We start from the raw sequence: 16,028 nt of genomic DNA, 5'->3' as shown, positions 1-16,028 counted from the left end.
ATTGTAAGTTTTCAAAACAATATAAACAATATATAATTTAGATCAAATACATCTCAAAATGAGATAGATAGGTGTGAACGCAATGGAATTACGCCAGCTTCGGTATTTTATGGAGGTAGCAGAACGGGAACATGTGTCAGAAGCGGCTGATCATCTGCATGTCGCACAATCCGCCATCAGCAGGCAGATTGCAAATCTTGAAGAAGAGCTGAAAGTCACTTTATTTGAACGGGAAGGCAGAAATATTAAATTAACGCCGATCGGCAAACAATTTTTAGAACATGTTAAAACGGCGATGAAAGCAATTGATTACGCGAAAGAACAAATTGATGAATATCTTGATCCGAATCGCGGAACCGTCAAAATAGGATTTCCCACGAGCCTTGCAAGCCAGCTTTTGCCGACGGTGATTTCGGCATTTAAAGAGGAATACCCGAACGTTGAGTTTTTGCTCCGCCAAGGATCTTATAAGTTTTTAATTGAAGCCGTGAGAAACAGGGACATAGATGCGGCGCTGCTCGGCCCCGTTCCGACGGAATTTCCCGACATAACAGGCAATATCTTATTCACAGAAAAGATTTACGCGCTTGTTCCGCTGCACCATCCGCTTGCTAAACAGAAAAATATCCATTTAATTGATCTGCGCGGCGACCAATTTGTTTTATTTCCTGAAGGATTTATTCTCCGCAATATGGCAATTGACGCTTGCAGACAGGCCGGCTTTGCGCCGCTTGTATCGACGGAAGGCGAGGATTTAGATGCCATTAAAGGATTAGTCTCCGCGGGGATGGGAGTTACTTTATTACCTGAAAGCACCTTTGCGGAAACCACACCCCGGTTCACGGTCAAAATTCCGATTGAATTTCCTCAAGTGAAGCGTACCGTAGGCATTATTAAACCAAAAGGAAGGGAACTGGCTCCGTCTGCAAATGATTTCTATCATTTTGTCATTCAATTTTTCTCCAAACTTGAACAATATCAATAAAAAACAAACCCGAGCTTCAAAACGAAGCCTCGGGCTTTTTCATATTTTTATAGATCTTTCTCAGCCGATCGGAATGGATAGTTCAACGTGGCAGACAAACGCTTCCGGATCAATGACTGATTGATCGGTCTGTTTGGGCGGCGTTTCTTTAAAAGTCTTCAGCTGGGCTGAGGAATAGTTGACGATGCCGAGTCCGAGCTCTTCTCCCTGCTGATCAAGCAGCCTGACAACCGCTCCGCTGCTGAATCTGCCCTTAATCTGCTCGATGTCCTGCGGTGACAGCTCCATATTTCCGTTCGCGACATCGCGGCTGCTTTCTTTTTCCATCACAATTTCGCCTTCGGGGCCGGAATTAAATGCAAGCCATTGTTCTTTGTGGTTTAACGGCAGGGTTCCTTCCGCTTCAAAATAAGTTCCTTCAGCCGCCTCATCTACCGCTTGAAGCAGAATGTCCGGAATGTTGGCCTGCCCGAGAAAGCCTTTAATACCGGAGGCCATCACAATTTTAAAAGCATCCAGTTTCGAACGCATTCCGCCGGTTCCCATTTCACTCCCGGCATCTCCCGCGCTTGCTTCTATTTCCGGAGTGATGTCACTTACATGTCTGATTCTTTTCGCTTTCGGGTTGCTGCGCGGATTATCATCATATAAACCGTCAATGTCTGATAAAATCACAAGCATGTCGGCATCAATTAAACCTGCCACCTTCGCTGCGAGTGTATCGTTATCTCCGAATTTCAGCCGATTGACTGTGACCGTGTCATTTTCATTAATAATCGGAATAATGCCCCGTTCCAAAAGGACGTTCATCGTATTGCGCACATTATGGTAGCGGTATTCATCGGAAAAGTCGCTTCTTGTAATTAAAATTTGTGATGCGACATAACCGTGCGCTAAAAACAGCTTTGAATAAGCCTCCATTAATAATCCCTGCCCGATGGAAGCGGAAGCCTGTTTTTCAGGGAGGCTTTCCGGTTTCTGAATAAATCCGAGCTTCCGATAACCTGCCGCCACTGCGCCGGAAGATACTAAAATCACTTCATAGCCGCTGTCTTTCAGCTGTGCGATTTGATCCACCAATGCTTCCAGCTTTCTTCTGCTGATTTCCCCGTGCAGGCTCGTCAGTGAGCTGCTGCCGATTTTCACCGCGACTCTTTTGATCTTCGTCCGAGACGTCACTGTATCACTCCTGTTTTTTAACGATTATAGTGCTGCCGTTTTTTCAATTGTTTTGCTGATCTCAATAGAACGTTCGGTCGCGTGTTTAATGGCTTTGGCAATGGCTTCTCCGCCGCCTTCTGACCTGAGCGCATCGAGGCCGGCTTCCGTCGTGCCGTTTGGAGAGGTGATGTTTTCCCGAAGCACATCCGGTTTTTCACCCGTTTCCATCAGCATTTTAGCGGCGCCCAATAACGTTTGCGCGCCGATTTTGCGGGACAGCCGTTTGTCTAAGCCGGCTTCTTCACCTGCTTTTTCAATAAACTCCATTAAATAATAAAAGTACGCCGGTCCGCTGCCTGCGATGCCGGTGAAAATGTCCATCTGATCTTCCTTGATCACGTACACTTCCCCGAGGCATTCCAAAAGGGATACCGCGGTTTTTGCTGAACCGTAAGAGACATGGTCTCCGAAAGCCGCAGCTGTTGCCGATTCGCCGATCATGCTGGATGTGTTCGGCATCACTCTTACAACAGGCTGACGGTCATGTAATGATTGTTGTATAAATGAGGTTGTTATGCCTGCCAGAACAGACAGGATAATTTGATGAGGTTGAATACGCCGTTTCAGCGTAGCCAGAGCGATTTCGGCATCCTTCGGCTTCATGGCTAAAATAAAGACATCAATATCTTCGGTTTTCATGCTGTCAAAAGCAATGCCCTGAATTCCGTACTGATGTTCCAATTCAGCGAGTCGCTCTGTATTGCGGCGGTTTGTCACGCAGATGTTTTGGTTGGGAATTTTTTTTGCGCGGACCATGCCTGATATCATTCCTTCAGCCATTGATCCTGCTCCGATAAAAGCAACTTTCTTTTGATCTAAGATCGGTAACATCTCCCTTGTTCGTATTTTGTTCGTATTTTTCACACGTTTTTTATGTTACCACTTCAAGAGTCGATGTCAAGTTTGAAGGTTCTATTGATATGTATTGTTCCGAGCCTGCTATTATGTATAATGAATCACAGAACATACCTTACAAACCCTTTTGAGCCCGGGAGGCCGGGTGCGTTCCGGCCGAAATTAAAAATTATCTGAAATGGCTTTTTCAATCAGCTTTTTGCAGCGGTCAAGCTCTGTCTTCAGCTGTTTTTTGTAAAGCCTCGCTGCTTCATAGTCTTTAAATTGATAGAGAACGACTTCCTGGAGTTTGGCTCCTTCTTTTTTCACTTTTACTTGCTTTAAAATCCCGTCATCTAAAAGTTCGTGAAGCGAACGGTATACCTCGGTATGATTCGGCTTAAAACCGATGGGTTTAAATTCCGAACGCAGCACCTCGAGAAGCTTCAGTCCGTAAAGCCGTTCCTGCTCTGTCATTGTAATCATGTAAAGCTTTAAAAAAGCTCTTTGTTTCACTAAAAAACCGGTTGAACTTCTTTTTTCTTCTTTCATTATGTGCACACCCTTCCTTCTAACAAATTATTCCATGTACTAAATATTCTCTTTATATTTCATTTTCCCTTTTATCGTTCGGACAGTTTGGTTTGTATAGATTTGTTTTTTGGAGGCGGGGAAAAATAATCTTAATGAACATTTGGTACATAGTTTATTTAGTTTAATTATAGCTGATATCGGTTTCTTTTTCACTCTTTTTTCTGTAAAAACGGATTTTTATGCCTATTTATTCAGGTTTGCGGAAACAAAAAAGACCCGTCGTGAAGACAGGTCCCCTTTTGTTTAAGGATTCGTTGACCACAAACCGGCAGTTTTGATGAAAATGCGCGGATGTAATTTCAATTGAGCAACCATATATTCTGCAAGATCCTCAGGCTGCATGACTTTTTCCGGATTGCCGTCTGTCAGATTTAATTCAATAGACATGTCGCTGGCAACCGTGCTTGGAGTCATTGCGCTGACACGGATGTTGTGTTTTCTGACTTCCTGCATGAGAGATTCAGTCAGACCGAGAACGGCAAATTTAGAAGCGCTGTACGCACTTGTCGCCGCGGCGCCTCTTTGGCCCGCCGTAGAAGAAATATTAATGATATCTCCTGATTTTCTCTCAATCATTTCAGGAAGAACGGCGCGTGTCACGTGGTATACACCCATTACATTAACTTGAATGATGTCTTCCCACTCTTCAGGCGTAAGATCCAAAAATCCGCCGAATTTGCTGATTCCGGCATTGTTAATCAAGATGTCAATCTCACCGAGTTCTTCTTTAATAGAGGAGACGGCTTGTTCAACCTCTTTTTGGTTTTTTACATCGGCAGCAGCGAATGATGCCTTTACACCAAGGGCTTTCACTTCTTCCGCAACCTTTTCGACATTTGCTTCTGTGCGGCCGATTAAACCGATATTGACTCCTTCTTTGGCTAAAGCGATAGCGGCGGCGCGGCCGATTCCTCTGCCCGCACCCGTGATAAGAGCCGTTTTGTTTTGTAAGCTTTCCACGTCTTTCACCCTTTCTGAATGTCCTTATGTACGATTTCACATTATAAGCAGAAAAAAAACAATTAGCAAATAAAATGATTCAACACGATCCGTAAAGGGTATCAATTGAAAAAAAGGAGTGAAAAGCAGATGATCATCATTTTGTATATCAGTGCTGCCGTTGCGGCTGCCGCATTCATTTATGCAGCCGTATCCGCCGTGCGTTTTAAAAGAAACACAGCGCCTGATATAAAGAAGATTAACGCCGCGACAGCGTCCATGCAGACGGCCGTTGATGAAATCAAAACAGAAACCGATCTGTTATCGCAAAAGCAGAAAGAACTGCAGGAAGATTTTCTCACTAAAAAAACAGCCGTGCAAACGACGGCGGCTGAAGTTAAAGGAACGCCTCACGTCTTAAAAATGCTCTGGAACGCCGGTAAAAGTGATGTATGAGCCTGCATGTCATCCGACGTTTTTGATGACACTAAGAGAAACTGGCGGATTCAAGGAGGCATAACATGATTTGCGATCGTGAGCGGCTTGCGCATTTTTTGCAGTAGCTTAAAGCACTATCATATTCGGGAGGGTTTACAAAATCGGATTTGCTGACTCCGGCTTTCCATTTATCCAAGGACGGAGATCTGGATTTGTATTATTCGCCTCATAATGAATATATTAATCCTCATGCAGTCGTTGCCATTTCCGGAATCACACCCGGTTTTTTCAAATGCAGCTGGCTTACAAAAAAGCGGCACAGCTTTTAAAAGATGGCGAAACGCTTGAAACGATAGCGTATGAAACAAAAAAAGCGGCCGGACTTTCCGGTTCAATGAGACAGAACATCATCGAAATGCTTAATGAATGCGGTCTGCCGGCCGCGCTTCACGTTGAGGATTCATCCCGGTTATTTGATTCAAAACGAGAGCTTCTTCATACAACGTCCGTTATCAAACACCCTGTTTTTTATAAACAGAAAAACTATACGGGACATCGGCCGGCAATCAGCAGGTCAGCTCTTCTCAGCCGTTACGCGCTGAAATGTTTTCCGGATGAAATAGAAACGATGGAAAAGGACATTCTGCTTATCCCTCTCGGCAAAGCAGCAGAATCAGCCTGCCGCATGCTGAAGAAGAACGGCAGAATGGGTCATGCGTTTATTCTGGAAGGCTTCCCGCATCCGTCCGGAGCAAACGGACATCGTTTCAAACAATTTCACGAAAACAAACAATCGTTACGTGAACAAATTCAGCGCTTTGCCGGGTTTCTTCAGCAGCTGTAAAAAAACGCCCCGAATTTTCGGGGCGCTGCTGTTAAGAAGCGTATTCAGGCAATGCTTTATTGTGTTTTGCCGTTTTCTCTTCAGGTATTTTGATTTGATTTGTCAAGATTGCACTTACGAAATAGAGCGTTGCGAAAATCCATACAACGCCTTGTGCGCCGACAAGCCCGATGAACGCCCAGGCAAGCGCGGGGCCGACAAATGCCGACAGGCCCGCAGCCAGATTTAACACAGACATGGCAGCACCTTTATCGCTGCCGGCCGCCGTCGGCACGATAGCCCCGATCGGAACGAACCCGGCGAGGAGCCCTCCCCATATAAAACCGACAATGCTGACGAAAAGCAAGTTCCCATGTGATACAACAGGAGCATAATATAATAAAAGAGTAAAAATGCCGCAGCCCACTCCCCCGAACCACATGACAGTCTTCTTCCAGCCGAATGCATCGCCGACTGCGCCGAATATTAAGTTAAAGACGATATTTCCGAGAAAGATCGTTCCCCAAATTTGAAGCCATACATTTGTAGAAATGCCGTGCTGCGCCATATGCATCGGAAGAAATACCGGAAATCCGTATGTTCCGATGCTGTTAATGATCCGAATGATCCCCCCAGAGAGCACGCGCGGATTTTCAGCAAGGATGGTGATTCCCTTCATTAATTCCTGCGCCTTTTCCCGCTTATCTGCCTTTTTCTTTTCAAAGCGGTCCCTATTTAAAATCAAAGCAAAAAACGCGCCGAGGCAGACCCAGAAAATTGAACTCCACAGTGTATTCAAATAGCCGAAGGATTTGATGGCCCAGCTTGAATACCAAGCACCGAATACAAACATCCCGCAGCAATATGCAATCCAGAACCAGCCGACCGCCGTACTGAGCCTGTTTTTCGGCGACCGGTAAATCACCCATGTCAAAAATGAATAGGCAAACAGCGGATAACCCAGCCCTTTAATAAAATACGTGACATACATCACCGGCAAATTAAGATTTTCAAATCCGTATGCGATAAACGCGGCTGTTCCGATAACGTAAAACAACAGCCCCATAAACATCGTCCGCTTTGCGTCGAAGGCTTCGAGGCAGACCCCTGAAAACCAAGACGCCACAGCGAGAGAAATACCGTAAACCGTAAACAGGGATGCTGATTGCTGTACCGTCAAGCCGTTTTCAACTAAAAACGGGCTGAGCCAGCCTTGTTCAAGGCCGTCCCCCATCATAAACAGCACGACTCCTAAAAATCCCCAGGCGAGCTGTTTCGGAATTCCTATCTTATTAAGCATTTTTGTTCCTCCTCAGCAATCTTTCATGTTGTCATCTCATCCCCAAGTCAGGCTTTCACCGCCGGCTGAAAATGAGTAAATAATTTTTGCGTATATTTCCATTCTTCATATAGGAAGAGATCCGTCTGATCCGCTTCCGGCTCAATTACCTTCGTGCGGCTCGAAAGCTCTGCTTTCACACCGAGAGCTGCGTTGCAAATCATCGCCGCTCCCATTGCGGATGCCTGGCTGAACCCCTCTCTCTTATAGATTTTCTTTTGGAGAAGGTTAGCAAGAAACTGCGTCAAAGCATCACTTTGGAAACCGCCGCCGCACACCTTCACATAATCTTGTGAAAAGGAAGCCGCCTCTGTTAACGCCTCATAGTTCCATTTGATTGAAAAAGCGATTTCCAGCAGTGCGGCTTTGACAAAATGGGCTCTGCTTAAGTTTTGGGACAGCGGAGCGTCAAAAATAAATCCGCCTTTTGCCAGTGCGTTTTTCTCTGGCGATAAATAGGAGCCTAACGCAGAAATACAAGCATGATCATGTTTCGGCAGACTTGCGATTTCCCGTTCCATGACGCCGTAGGATTCATTCGGATAAAAAATGGATTTTAATTTTTGATAATTGAGTCCTGTTACACCCGGATTCGTTTCAAGAAGCCATTGACCTTCTTCTGTATGGCAATTCAGCCATGCATTCTCTAAACTTTCAGTTCCGGTCTCCGCTGTTATCTTTGTAATCGGCGTCGTTGTGCCGGATACGATGACGATATCTCCCGGCTTTGCATCTGCACTTTTGATGGCAAGCTGTGTGTCTCCCCCGCCTGCAATCACAGGCACTCTTTCAGAAAGACCGAGAACCGCCGTTTTCTTAAACGTTAACATTCCGACAACCGTCCCAGATCGGACGAGTGAAGGAAGAATGGCAGAAGGCACACCGAAGATGTTGCATAATTTCTCTGACCACGCCTTTTTCCTTACGTCAAACAGCAGTGTTTCAGCAGCCTGTGACGGTTCATAGCTTAAAATACCGCTCAGCTCAAATGTCACCCAGTCACTGATGCTTGTGATGTACTTCACTTCCTTCCATAAAGACGGCTGTCTAGCTTTTAATCCGACAAGTTTCATGGCGGAAAATAAAGCGCTCGGAAGACGTCCGGTTTGCTGATGCACTTCTTCTTTTGCCTCAATCCCGTCTTCCCATTCACGCCCTCTGTTATCAATGTTGGGCAGACCGAGAAATGCCTTTTTATCTTTATTGATCAGAACAATTCCCTGCCTCTGGCTTGTTGAGGTGATTCCGATTAATGTAATATGAGGGCTTTTGCCAATAACCTTCCTTGCCATAGCGCTGATTTGCTTCCATAACCCTTCCGGTGAGAAATATCGTCCGTCCGGATAAAGCGGATCCATCACATATTCAATGTCTTCCCTTTCAAGCGCGGTCACTTCGCCGCCGGCAGTCACGACCGCGACTCGCGCATTCCCCGTCCCGATGTCAAATACAAGGTAGCCTTTTTGTTCAGCCATTACAGCCTCCTCCTTCCGTTTCAAGTTCTCTTTTGTTATAAAGTTCACGTATTGAGCAGGTTTGATCTTGTTTCCATTTGAAAAGCGCTTCATTTAAAATCTTCACATGATGATCTTCCACTTCAAATGTTGCGCCCGCTAAATGGGGAGTCGCTAACACATTCGGCAAAGAGATCAATTCATAATCAGAAGATTCAGGCGGTTCGTGATAAAACACGTCAAGGATCGCTCCCTTAATCCGCCGTTCTTTCAGCACCCTCAGCAGCTCTTCCCTGTCTGTAACCTCCGCTCTTGACGTATTGACAAAAACAGCTTCCTGTTTCATCAATTGAAAGTGCCGGGCGCCGATAAGGCCGATGGTTTCTTCTGTGCGCGGCAAGTGAACGGAAACAATATCACTTTCAGAAAATACCCGTTCAATCGTCGTTTTTTCATACTCCCGGTTTTCATGACGGACAAATGGGTCATAGTAAAGCACCTTGCAGTCAAAAGCGGCCAATAGCCGGGCGATTCTCTGTCCGACAGCTCCGAAACCGATAAGGCCGACTGTTTTCCCCGTCAGCTCATTTCCTCTGAATTTGACGTAAGCCTGCAAATAATCACCATTCCACTTCCCGTCCTTCAGCCACTGATGGGAAGAATACGTATGACGCAAGAATGAAATCACATTTCCGATAAACATTTCAGCAACGGCCTGGGCATTGCGGGCCGGTGTAAAGAAAACGGGGATTTTTCTTTTAGTCGCCGCCGCAATATCCACGTTAGACGGCGTTCCTCTGCAGATACCGATAAAAGCAGAATCGGGCAATATGTCAATAACACGCTCAGACACCTCATCAAGTTCAGTAATAAGCCCCGACGCGTTTGTCTCTTGAATCATTCGGATTAATTCATCTTCCCGATAGGCCCGGCCGTGCTTCTTCCACGGCCGGTGCACAGTCCGGCCGAACAGCTCAGTCAGCTCATTCAGCCCCTCGTCGTGATATGGCGCGGTAATTAAAACCGTCATGGTGCAAAACATCCTTTTCACATAAATTTTTTCATAAAAAAATCTCTTTCCCCGAAGAAGGAAAGAGATTCATATACCGTCTTTATGCGCTTGAAGCGCACAAATATGTATAGATCATTCTTTCCTATCTTTCAAGCATACGCTTGCTGGAATTGGCACAATAAATGTTGCCGAGGTTTCGTAGGGCCAGTCCCTCCACCTCTCTGGATAGAAAATAAAATGATGAAATTGTCAGGCTGTTTAAAAGAATAAACTCATCATAGAAAAGTCTTTCCGTGATGTCAACACTTTTTTTCTGAATTGACGTTCGATTTTGAAATGTTATAATGCTTACAATATAAACAAAGAGGAGAAATGGGCTATGAATTCTGCTGCAACACAGCCGAACGGGGTCTTTAAGTCGGTATGTTCACTAGACTGTCCCGATCAATGCGGCTTGCTTGTGACAATAAAAGACGGAAAAATCGTTAACATTCAGGGAGACCCCGATCACCCGGTCACATCAGGGAATATTTGCAACAAAGTCAGACACATGGCTGAGCGTATTTATGATGAGAAGCGCGTAACCGTTCCGTTAAAACGGATCGGTAAAAAAGGTGAAGCCGCGTTTGCGCCTATTTCCTGGGAGGAAGCGATCAATACGATCAGTGCGCGCTGGAAAGAGCTTATTGCCGAAGAAGGAGCGGAAAGCATTCTTCCGTACAGCTTTTACGGCAATATGGGAAAACTGGCGGCAGAGGGAATGGACCGCCGTTTTTTCCATCGTCTCGGAGCGAGTCATCTCGAACGGACGATTTGCAGCAAAGCCGGATCTGAAGGCTATAACTATACAATGGGTGAAGGAGCGGGTACTGATCCGGAGGAGACCATACATGCTAAGCTCTTTATTTTTTGGGGAATCAATGCCGTCAGCACGAATATGCACCAAGTCATGATTGCTCAAAAAGCCCGAAAAAAAGGGGCTAAAATTGTCGTTATCGATGTACATAAGAACCAAACCGGCCGGCTTGCCGATTGGTTTATTCCCATTCGTCCCGGCACAGATGCCGCACTCGCCCTCGGTATCATGCATGTCTTATTCGACGAGAACCTTCACGATGAAGCATTTCTCACAGAGTACACCGAAGGCAGTGAAGAATTAAAAGCGCATGTCAAACACTATGATCCGGAAACGGTTTCTGCTATTACAGGCGTTAAAGCCGACGATATCAGACGCCTTGCGAGAATGTACGGGGAAACCTCCCCTTCCCTTATCAGGATCGGAAACGGCATTCAGCACCATGACAATGGCGGAATGATCGTCCGCACCGTCGCCTGCCTTCCGGCTGTTACAGGACAATGGCTCAACACCGGAGGAGGCGCAATCAAGCACAACAGCGCGGTATTAAACTATAACAGACAAGCGCTTCAGCGGCCTGATCTGCTTTACGGCAGGAAGCCACGATCATTTAATATGAACAGGCTCGGAAGCGTTCTTTTAGAAACAAAACCGCCCGTGCGCTCCCTGTTTATTTACGGTACGAATCCCGCAGTGGTTGCGCCGGAAGCGAATAAAGTCAGAAAAGGCCTGCTGCGGGAGGATTTATTTACAGTCGTTCACGATCTATTTTTAACGGAAACCGCCAAATATGCGGATATCGTGCTCCCTGCTGCATCCGCTTTTGAAAACACGGATTTTTACACGTCTTACTGGCATCATTTTATTCAGCTGCAAAAACCGGTGATCGAACCCTACGGGAACAGCAAATCAAATACGGAAGTGTTCCGTTTGCTTGCCGGAGCAATGGGATTTACCGAGCAGGAGCTTCAGGATTCCGATGAAGAATTGATCAGACAGGCGCTGGACTTTCCCGACAATCCGTATATCGAGGATATTGATTACGAAGCGCTCTCACGCCATTCCTTCATGAAAGCCAAACGAAAAAAACCGCTTTTTCTGGGAAAGCTCAAGACACCGAGCGGAAGAATTGAATTATATTCGGAAAAGATGAAACAGGACGGTTATCCGGCGCTGCCGACACACATCCCTCTTGAGAGCGATGACGATTTTCCGCTTTTATTTGTCCCGGGACCGAATCATAATTTTTTAAATTCGACATTTTCGAATAACGAAAAACACGTAAAACTGGAAAAAGCGCCAAAGCTTTTTATTCATACAGAGGATGCTGTACGCCGGAACATAGAAGACGGGGAAACCGTTAGAGTTTGGAATCACCGCGGCGAGTGTGAATTAACAGCTTCGGTTGGCGAACAGGTGCTTCCCGGCGTTGCAGTCAGCCAAGGTCTTTGGGCCGATATGGATGATAAAAAACAGCTCGTCAATTCGCTCACGCCCGATCGGCTGGCGGATATGGGCGGAGGCGCTGTTTTCTTCTCCGGAAAGGTGCAGGTGGAAAAGCTCAGCAATCAAAACCGTCCGCAATAAACGCCCGGCGGTTTTGCTGAAGGCTGAATCCTATCGGCCGGCTTCACCGTATAAAAAGTGATAACGTTTATTGGAGATTTGCTGTATGGATATCATTACCGGCATTGGAATCGCTTTAGCCGGATATTTCATCGGAGACGGATTGAAAAACTTTAATTCACCTGATCCTCATGAACACACTGACCACATTCACATTAAAGAAAAAGATTCACACTATTATATTGGTTATTATTTAGGAGTTACGAAGGAAGAAGCGAAACAAATCATGCCTGCACCTCTGACATTCCGCATATCACGAGAAACGGAAAGCGGTATGTGCAGAAGACGGCATTAAGAGAATGGCTGACTTCCATGCTGGAAAAAGAATAACAGCTGCTATGAAAAGCGGGAAGAGCTTTTCTCTTCCCGTTCATTAAGATTTGCCGCCCTGCCTCTCTTCAACCCCAAACATACGACAGATATCGTTCTTACGTAACGAAACATCCCCTTCTTTTGATTGCAAATAAAACCCTTTCATATATAACCGTATGACTTCCTCATATGTAAGCTCATGACGAAGGAGCGCCATTAAACGCCCGTCTTTTTCATCTTGTTTATTGAACCATTCATACTGTTCTGACCAGTTCACTTTCTGCATGTCAAACACCTTCCCACTTTAGATTAACGCCCTTTTCGCATTTATTATACTTATTTCCCCTTCTGTAAACACTCCGACTGCCTGTGACATTTTTGAAAACAGCCGCACCCGCTGCTATTAGTCACCATGTTGACTTATTTTCCATCTCGATGTATATTGTAATTGTCAACATGGTGACGATTTAGATAGGAGATAACTTATGGATATTAAATTATTAATGAAGGAACTGCATGTTATGCAGCAAAGTTACGCATCATTATTTTCGGTTGTCAATAAAGTGCAGACTCGGGGGGATGAATACTTAGAAATGCTGACTTCCCGACAGCACATGACTCTTATTGCTATTGCCCATTTACCGACGGAAGATACCACCCTTATGAATATCGCTAAAAAGCTGGGCACAACAAAACAAACCGCTAACAAATTAATTTCAAGCCTCGCGAAAAAAGGATATGTTCACACTGTGCCAAGCAAACTGGATAAACGTGCAATCAATATTGAGATTACCGCTGAAGGAAAAAAAGCGTTAATTTCCTGTTCAGAAAAATCCACCTATTTTTTAGCGGATATGTTTCATGACTTCACAACTGATGAAATTGAAACATTCTGGAGGCTATTGCAAAAACTTTATCGTTTTGATGGTGAAGAACAGGATGGTTTTGAAGAAAAAGCACATTTGAAAGTTGAAGATCAGGCACAATTCATCTCAGATGACTATGAAGAAAAAATCATGGCTGAATTTTCAAAACGGCGATATGGGAGTACAGACGATGAATAATATGCTTTATCGAAAAGTAGAAGAAACAGAGGATAAGATAAAGGAAAAATGCTATGAGCTGAAAGATAAAATTGATCAATTTATTTCTCATGCTAAATATAAAATTCATCGCAAACGCAAACTGGACCGAGCCGGCAATTATATATCAATTGCCATTGGACTCTTTATCCTAACTGCCTCATGGCTGACCGCAACACAATGGCTGCTTTGGATAGGCGCGGCGAGTATTTTGAGTAATGCCTGTTTGCTCATTATAAAGCCTGTTAAAAATTGAAAACCTAAAAAAAGCTCTCTAAAAGAGAGCTTTCTTTTATTAATCGTCCCAGTCTTCATCTTCTTCCCAGTTTTCTTTTTTTTCAAGCAACCTTCTGTAGAAAAATTCAATAAAGCTGTCGGCTAGCTTGTCTTGATATCCAAGCACTCTATCCCAAATAAAAACAGGGCATTCATTATTACTGTTCATTTTATTAGTATCTAAGGCATAAGCAAAAAAATCAATATCTTCTAGTATCACAAGTCCATCAGATAAATGATAATAATTACGATATTCCTCTGTGGTTTCAACTACCGAAGCCCCGCCAAAGTCATACCCTAAAATATCAATTCCATATAAGCCGCCAGAGCCAAAGTTTCTCAGAAACCATTTATAACTATCAGGAAGGTGTAGTTGGAGCTCCTTCTCTATATTAATAATCTCTTTTTCACTTATTCCTCTAGTAAAATAACTGTCTGCTTTATTTTCAGTTATAAACTCTATAGTTTTTTCATATAAGTCCATTGATATCTCTCATTCCTTTTTTATTTTTCATATTGTTTTGCTCTCCATTTCCAATACCTGTCTCGGAAATTATCATACTGGGCTTTTAAAACCGGATCGTTTCTAAAGCTTTCACCATCAGATTTAAGCCTATGGATAATGCCGCTATATTTAGTATGTAAGCTATTTGGAATTTCAAGCATTGGACCAGGTTCCTCTTGAATTAAATGGTGTAGATTTATTTGTGTCCCATCTTTCGCAAAAGGTGCATTTCCACTTTTCATTAATTGAAGATTCGTAAGGCCTTTACGATTTTTTTGGTTCATATCAATATCTTTCATAGTATACACTCTGCGGCTTATGTCTTTAACTTTTCCCTTTGCTTTTACCTTGCCCTTAACCTCAAAGGCACCATACTTTTCTTTATTTAACCAAGGAAGGTTTATTTCTTGACCAGTAAACGGCTTTCTCGTTCCATCCGGGATTTTCTTTGCATTGGTCACAAGTTTATTTTTAAGGTTTTGGCTGTCAACCACATTGTATGGTACGTCACCCGACAGAGCAAGCTTATACTTAGGATTATACGGAAGCAAATCTGGAAGTTTAACGTCTTTTATTTTCTTCCCTGCCTGTCCTGCCTTGTTTATGACCTTCCCCGCCGCATCAGCTTTGTTAACGGCTCCCGCGCCTTTCGTTCCGACGACAGCCACAGCCACTGAACCGACCGCATATGTCACCCATCTTGATCGGGAATACGCATCTCCATTTACCATATCTTTTTGATACGATTCCTCAATAGCTGTTGAAATGGCATTATACGTGTTAATTGGATGAGCAATTGCCCCTATGATACCTTCAACAACTTCATCAGGCTTATTGATCAGTTGCCATAAACCTGTTACCGTGTCTTTCCCGACATCATAAAGACCGACGCCGGCTCCTTTTAAAATATCCCAAGTCACTTCTCCGGCTTCTTCCAGCTGTTTTGCTTGTTCAAGCTGCATCACATATTGCTGCTGGGAAGTTCAAGGTTCTCGTAACCGATCTTCTTCGCAATCTCTAAGTATTCATCCGGATCAGTTACTCCATCGGCGATCTTTTTCTTCAAATCCTTGATTTCCCGCTCTTTCGCTTCTTCCTTCTTAATCGTCAAATAAGCGTCCGAATGTCTTGCAATCTCGCCTTTTTTCTTATGTATGTCACTTTCTCTGTACGCCTCGGCGTTGTAGTGAAGCGGCGTGGCGCCTTTTCCTTTGCCTGTTGCATTTTGGAGCTGCTGAAAATCGGCCTGGATGAAATGTTCATTTGCCTCGGTTTCTGCGTATTCTTTCGTTAGATCGTGATCAAGCTTTCCGAGTTTATGTATGGTCTTATCCCGTTTTTTGTCTGCTGAATCCAGCTTTTGATCGACATCTTCTGTGGAGAAAACATCAAGATGAATGATATCGCTGATTTCATCAAGGATACCTTTCATTTCATTGCGCTGCTCCTGCATGATGGCTTTTGATTTATTCTTCGCATGAATCAGCTCATGTTCTAAAAAGGACTCTTCCACAAACGAATCGGCCAATCCGGCATCAGCTACTTTTCCAGAAATACTGTTAAGAAAAGCAATTTTCATATCGATCAGATCAAGCCAGCTGTCTGTGACACCGGCGTGATCTTGAAAGAATGCTTTAATGTTGTCTGCGCCTTTGCCTGAAAACTCACTGTCGTCTAAGTCAGCCATTCCCTGAAACGCTTTTCTGAGATTGATAAATTGTTCTCTAATCTG

The 16,028-nt window shown here is 44.3% G+C and carries 14 protein-coding genes, 3 pseudogenes and 1 riboswitch; of the genes and pseudogenes, 7 read left to right on the top strand and 10 right to left on the bottom strand.

What is annotated here, in order from left to right; all coding sequences use genetic code 11:
* Nucleotides 1–82 precede the first annotated feature (82 nt).
* A complete protein-coding gene (locus HWY38_RS18440) occupies nt 83–985 on the top strand; it encodes a LysR family transcriptional regulator (protein WP_003153836.1) in 903 nt (300 codons plus the stop codon).
* A gap of 60 nt (nt 986–1,045) precedes the next feature.
* On the opposite strand, the gene proB is transcribed toward HWY38_RS18440, so the two are convergent.
* From proB to HWY38_RS18420, 4 genes are all read right to left on the bottom strand, one after another.
* A complete protein-coding gene (gene proB / locus HWY38_RS18435; RefSeq protein WP_007611899.1) occupies nt 1,046–2,164 on the bottom strand; it encodes a glutamate 5-kinase in 1,119 nt (372 codons plus the stop codon).
* 24 nt (nt 2,165–2,188) lie between these two features.
* On the bottom strand, nt 2,189–3,037 hold the full coding sequence (gene proC, locus HWY38_RS18430) for a pyrroline-5-carboxylate reductase (RefSeq protein WP_014418088.1): 849 nt from the start codon (nt 3,035–3,037) through the stop codon (nt 2,189–2,191).
* Between the two features lie 186 nt (nt 3,038–3,223).
* The gene (gene rtp / locus HWY38_RS18425) at nt 3,224–3,592 is read right to left on the bottom strand and encodes a replication termination protein (protein ID WP_224182356.1); all 369 of its coding nucleotides are present in this window, start codon (nt 3,590–3,592) and stop codon (nt 3,224–3,226) included.
* Nucleotides 3,593–3,877: 285 nt separating this feature from the next.
* Nucleotides 3,878–4,594 (bottom strand): 3-ketoacyl-ACP reductase, encoded by a 717-nt coding sequence (locus tag HWY38_RS18420; RefSeq protein ID WP_007407344.1) that lies wholly within the window; start codon nt 4,592–4,594, stop codon nt 3,878–3,880.
* A gap of 129 nt (nt 4,595–4,723) precedes the next feature.
* On the opposite strand from HWY38_RS18420, the gene HWY38_RS18415 reads away from it, so the two are divergent.
* Nucleotides 4,724–5,029, top strand: a complete 306-nt coding sequence (locus tag HWY38_RS18415; RefSeq protein WP_224182355.1) for a DUF948 domain-containing protein — start codon at nt 4,724–4,726, stop codon at nt 5,027–5,029.
* A gap of 65 nt (nt 5,030–5,094) precedes the next feature.
* Nucleotides 5,095–5,855: pseudogene (locus tag HWY38_RS18410) on the top strand (hypothetical protein).
* Nucleotides 5,856–5,886: 31 nt separating this feature from the next.
* On the opposite strand, the gene HWY38_RS18405 reads toward HWY38_RS18410, so the two are convergent.
* Genes HWY38_RS18405 through HWY38_RS18395 form a run of 3 tightly spaced genes read right to left on the bottom strand, consistent with a single transcriptional unit; the run spans nt 5,887 to nt 9,657 of the window.
* Nucleotides 5,887–7,134 carry an RbtT/DalT/CsbX family MFS transporter gene (locus HWY38_RS18405; protein WP_224182354.1) on the bottom strand — a complete coding sequence of 416 codons (1,248 nt, stop codon included), beginning with the start codon at nt 7,132–7,134 and terminating at the stop codon, nt 5,887–5,889.
* A 47-nt stretch (nt 7,135–7,181) separates the two neighbouring features.
* Nucleotides 7,182–8,648: an FGGY-family carbohydrate kinase gene (locus HWY38_RS18400; protein WP_224182353.1), complete on the bottom strand. Its 1,467-nt coding sequence runs from the start codon at nt 8,646–8,648 to the stop codon at nt 7,182–7,184.
* Nucleotides 8,641–9,657 (bottom strand): 2-hydroxyacid dehydrogenase, encoded by a 1,017-nt coding sequence (locus HWY38_RS18395; protein WP_224182352.1) that lies wholly within the window; start codon nt 9,655–9,657, stop codon nt 8,641–8,643. Before HWY38_RS18395 ends, HWY38_RS18400 begins: the two co-directional genes overlap by 8 nt.
* Before the next feature lie 121 nt (nt 9,658–9,778).
* Nucleotides 9,779–9,871, bottom strand: a riboswitch (SAM riboswitch).
* Nucleotides 9,872–10,018: 147 nt separating this feature from the next.
* Here HWY38_RS18395 and HWY38_RS18390 point away from each other — a divergent pair.
* Together HWY38_RS18390 and HWY38_RS18385 are read left to right on the top strand one after the other, a co-directional pair.
* Nucleotides 10,019–12,082, top strand: a complete 2,064-nt coding sequence (locus tag HWY38_RS18390; RefSeq protein ID WP_224182351.1) for a molybdopterin oxidoreductase family protein — start codon at nt 10,019–10,021, stop codon at nt 12,080–12,082.
* Nucleotides 12,083–12,167: 85 nt separating this feature from the next.
* Nucleotides 12,168–12,451, top strand: a pseudogene (locus HWY38_RS18385) (hypothetical protein).
* A 43-nt stretch (nt 12,452–12,494) separates the two neighbouring features.
* Here HWY38_RS18385 and HWY38_RS18380 read toward each other — a convergent pair.
* Nucleotides 12,495–12,719, bottom strand: coding sequence for a hypothetical protein (locus HWY38_RS18380; RefSeq protein WP_045207689.1), 225 nt, complete (start codon nt 12,717–12,719; stop codon nt 12,495–12,497).
* Between the two features lie 199 nt (nt 12,720–12,918).
* On the opposite strand from HWY38_RS18380, the gene HWY38_RS18375 reads away from it, so the two are divergent.
* The gene (locus HWY38_RS18375; RefSeq protein ID WP_224182350.1) at nt 12,919–13,497 is read left to right on the top strand and encodes a MarR family winged helix-turn-helix transcriptional regulator; all 579 of its coding nucleotides are present in this window, start codon (nt 12,919–12,921) and stop codon (nt 13,495–13,497) included.
* Nucleotides 13,490–13,771: a hypothetical protein gene (locus HWY38_RS18370; protein WP_224182349.1), complete on the top strand. Its 282-nt coding sequence runs from the start codon at nt 13,490–13,492 to the stop codon at nt 13,769–13,771. The genes HWY38_RS18375 and HWY38_RS18370 overlap by 8 nt, the downstream gene beginning before the upstream one ends.
* A gap of 39 nt (nt 13,772–13,810) precedes the next feature.
* On the opposite strand, the gene HWY38_RS18365 is transcribed toward HWY38_RS18370, so the two are convergent.
* Both HWY38_RS18365 and HWY38_RS18360 read right to left on the bottom strand, forming a co-directional pair.
* Nucleotides 13,811–14,275, bottom strand: a complete 465-nt coding sequence (locus tag HWY38_RS18365) for an SMI1/KNR4 family protein (protein WP_032873451.1) — start codon at nt 14,273–14,275, stop codon at nt 13,811–13,813.
* Between the two features lie 20 nt (nt 14,276–14,295).
* Nucleotides 14,296–16,028, bottom strand: a pseudogene (locus HWY38_RS18360) (T7SS effector LXG polymorphic toxin); the annotation flags it as partial.

Origin of the sequence: Bacillus sp. KS1, assembly GCF_020075515.1 — a bacterium.
Classification (GTDB): Bacteria; Bacillota; Bacilli; order Bacillales; family Bacillaceae; genus Bacillus; species Bacillus velezensis.
This window is presented reverse-complemented; position numbering and strand designations above follow the sequence as displayed.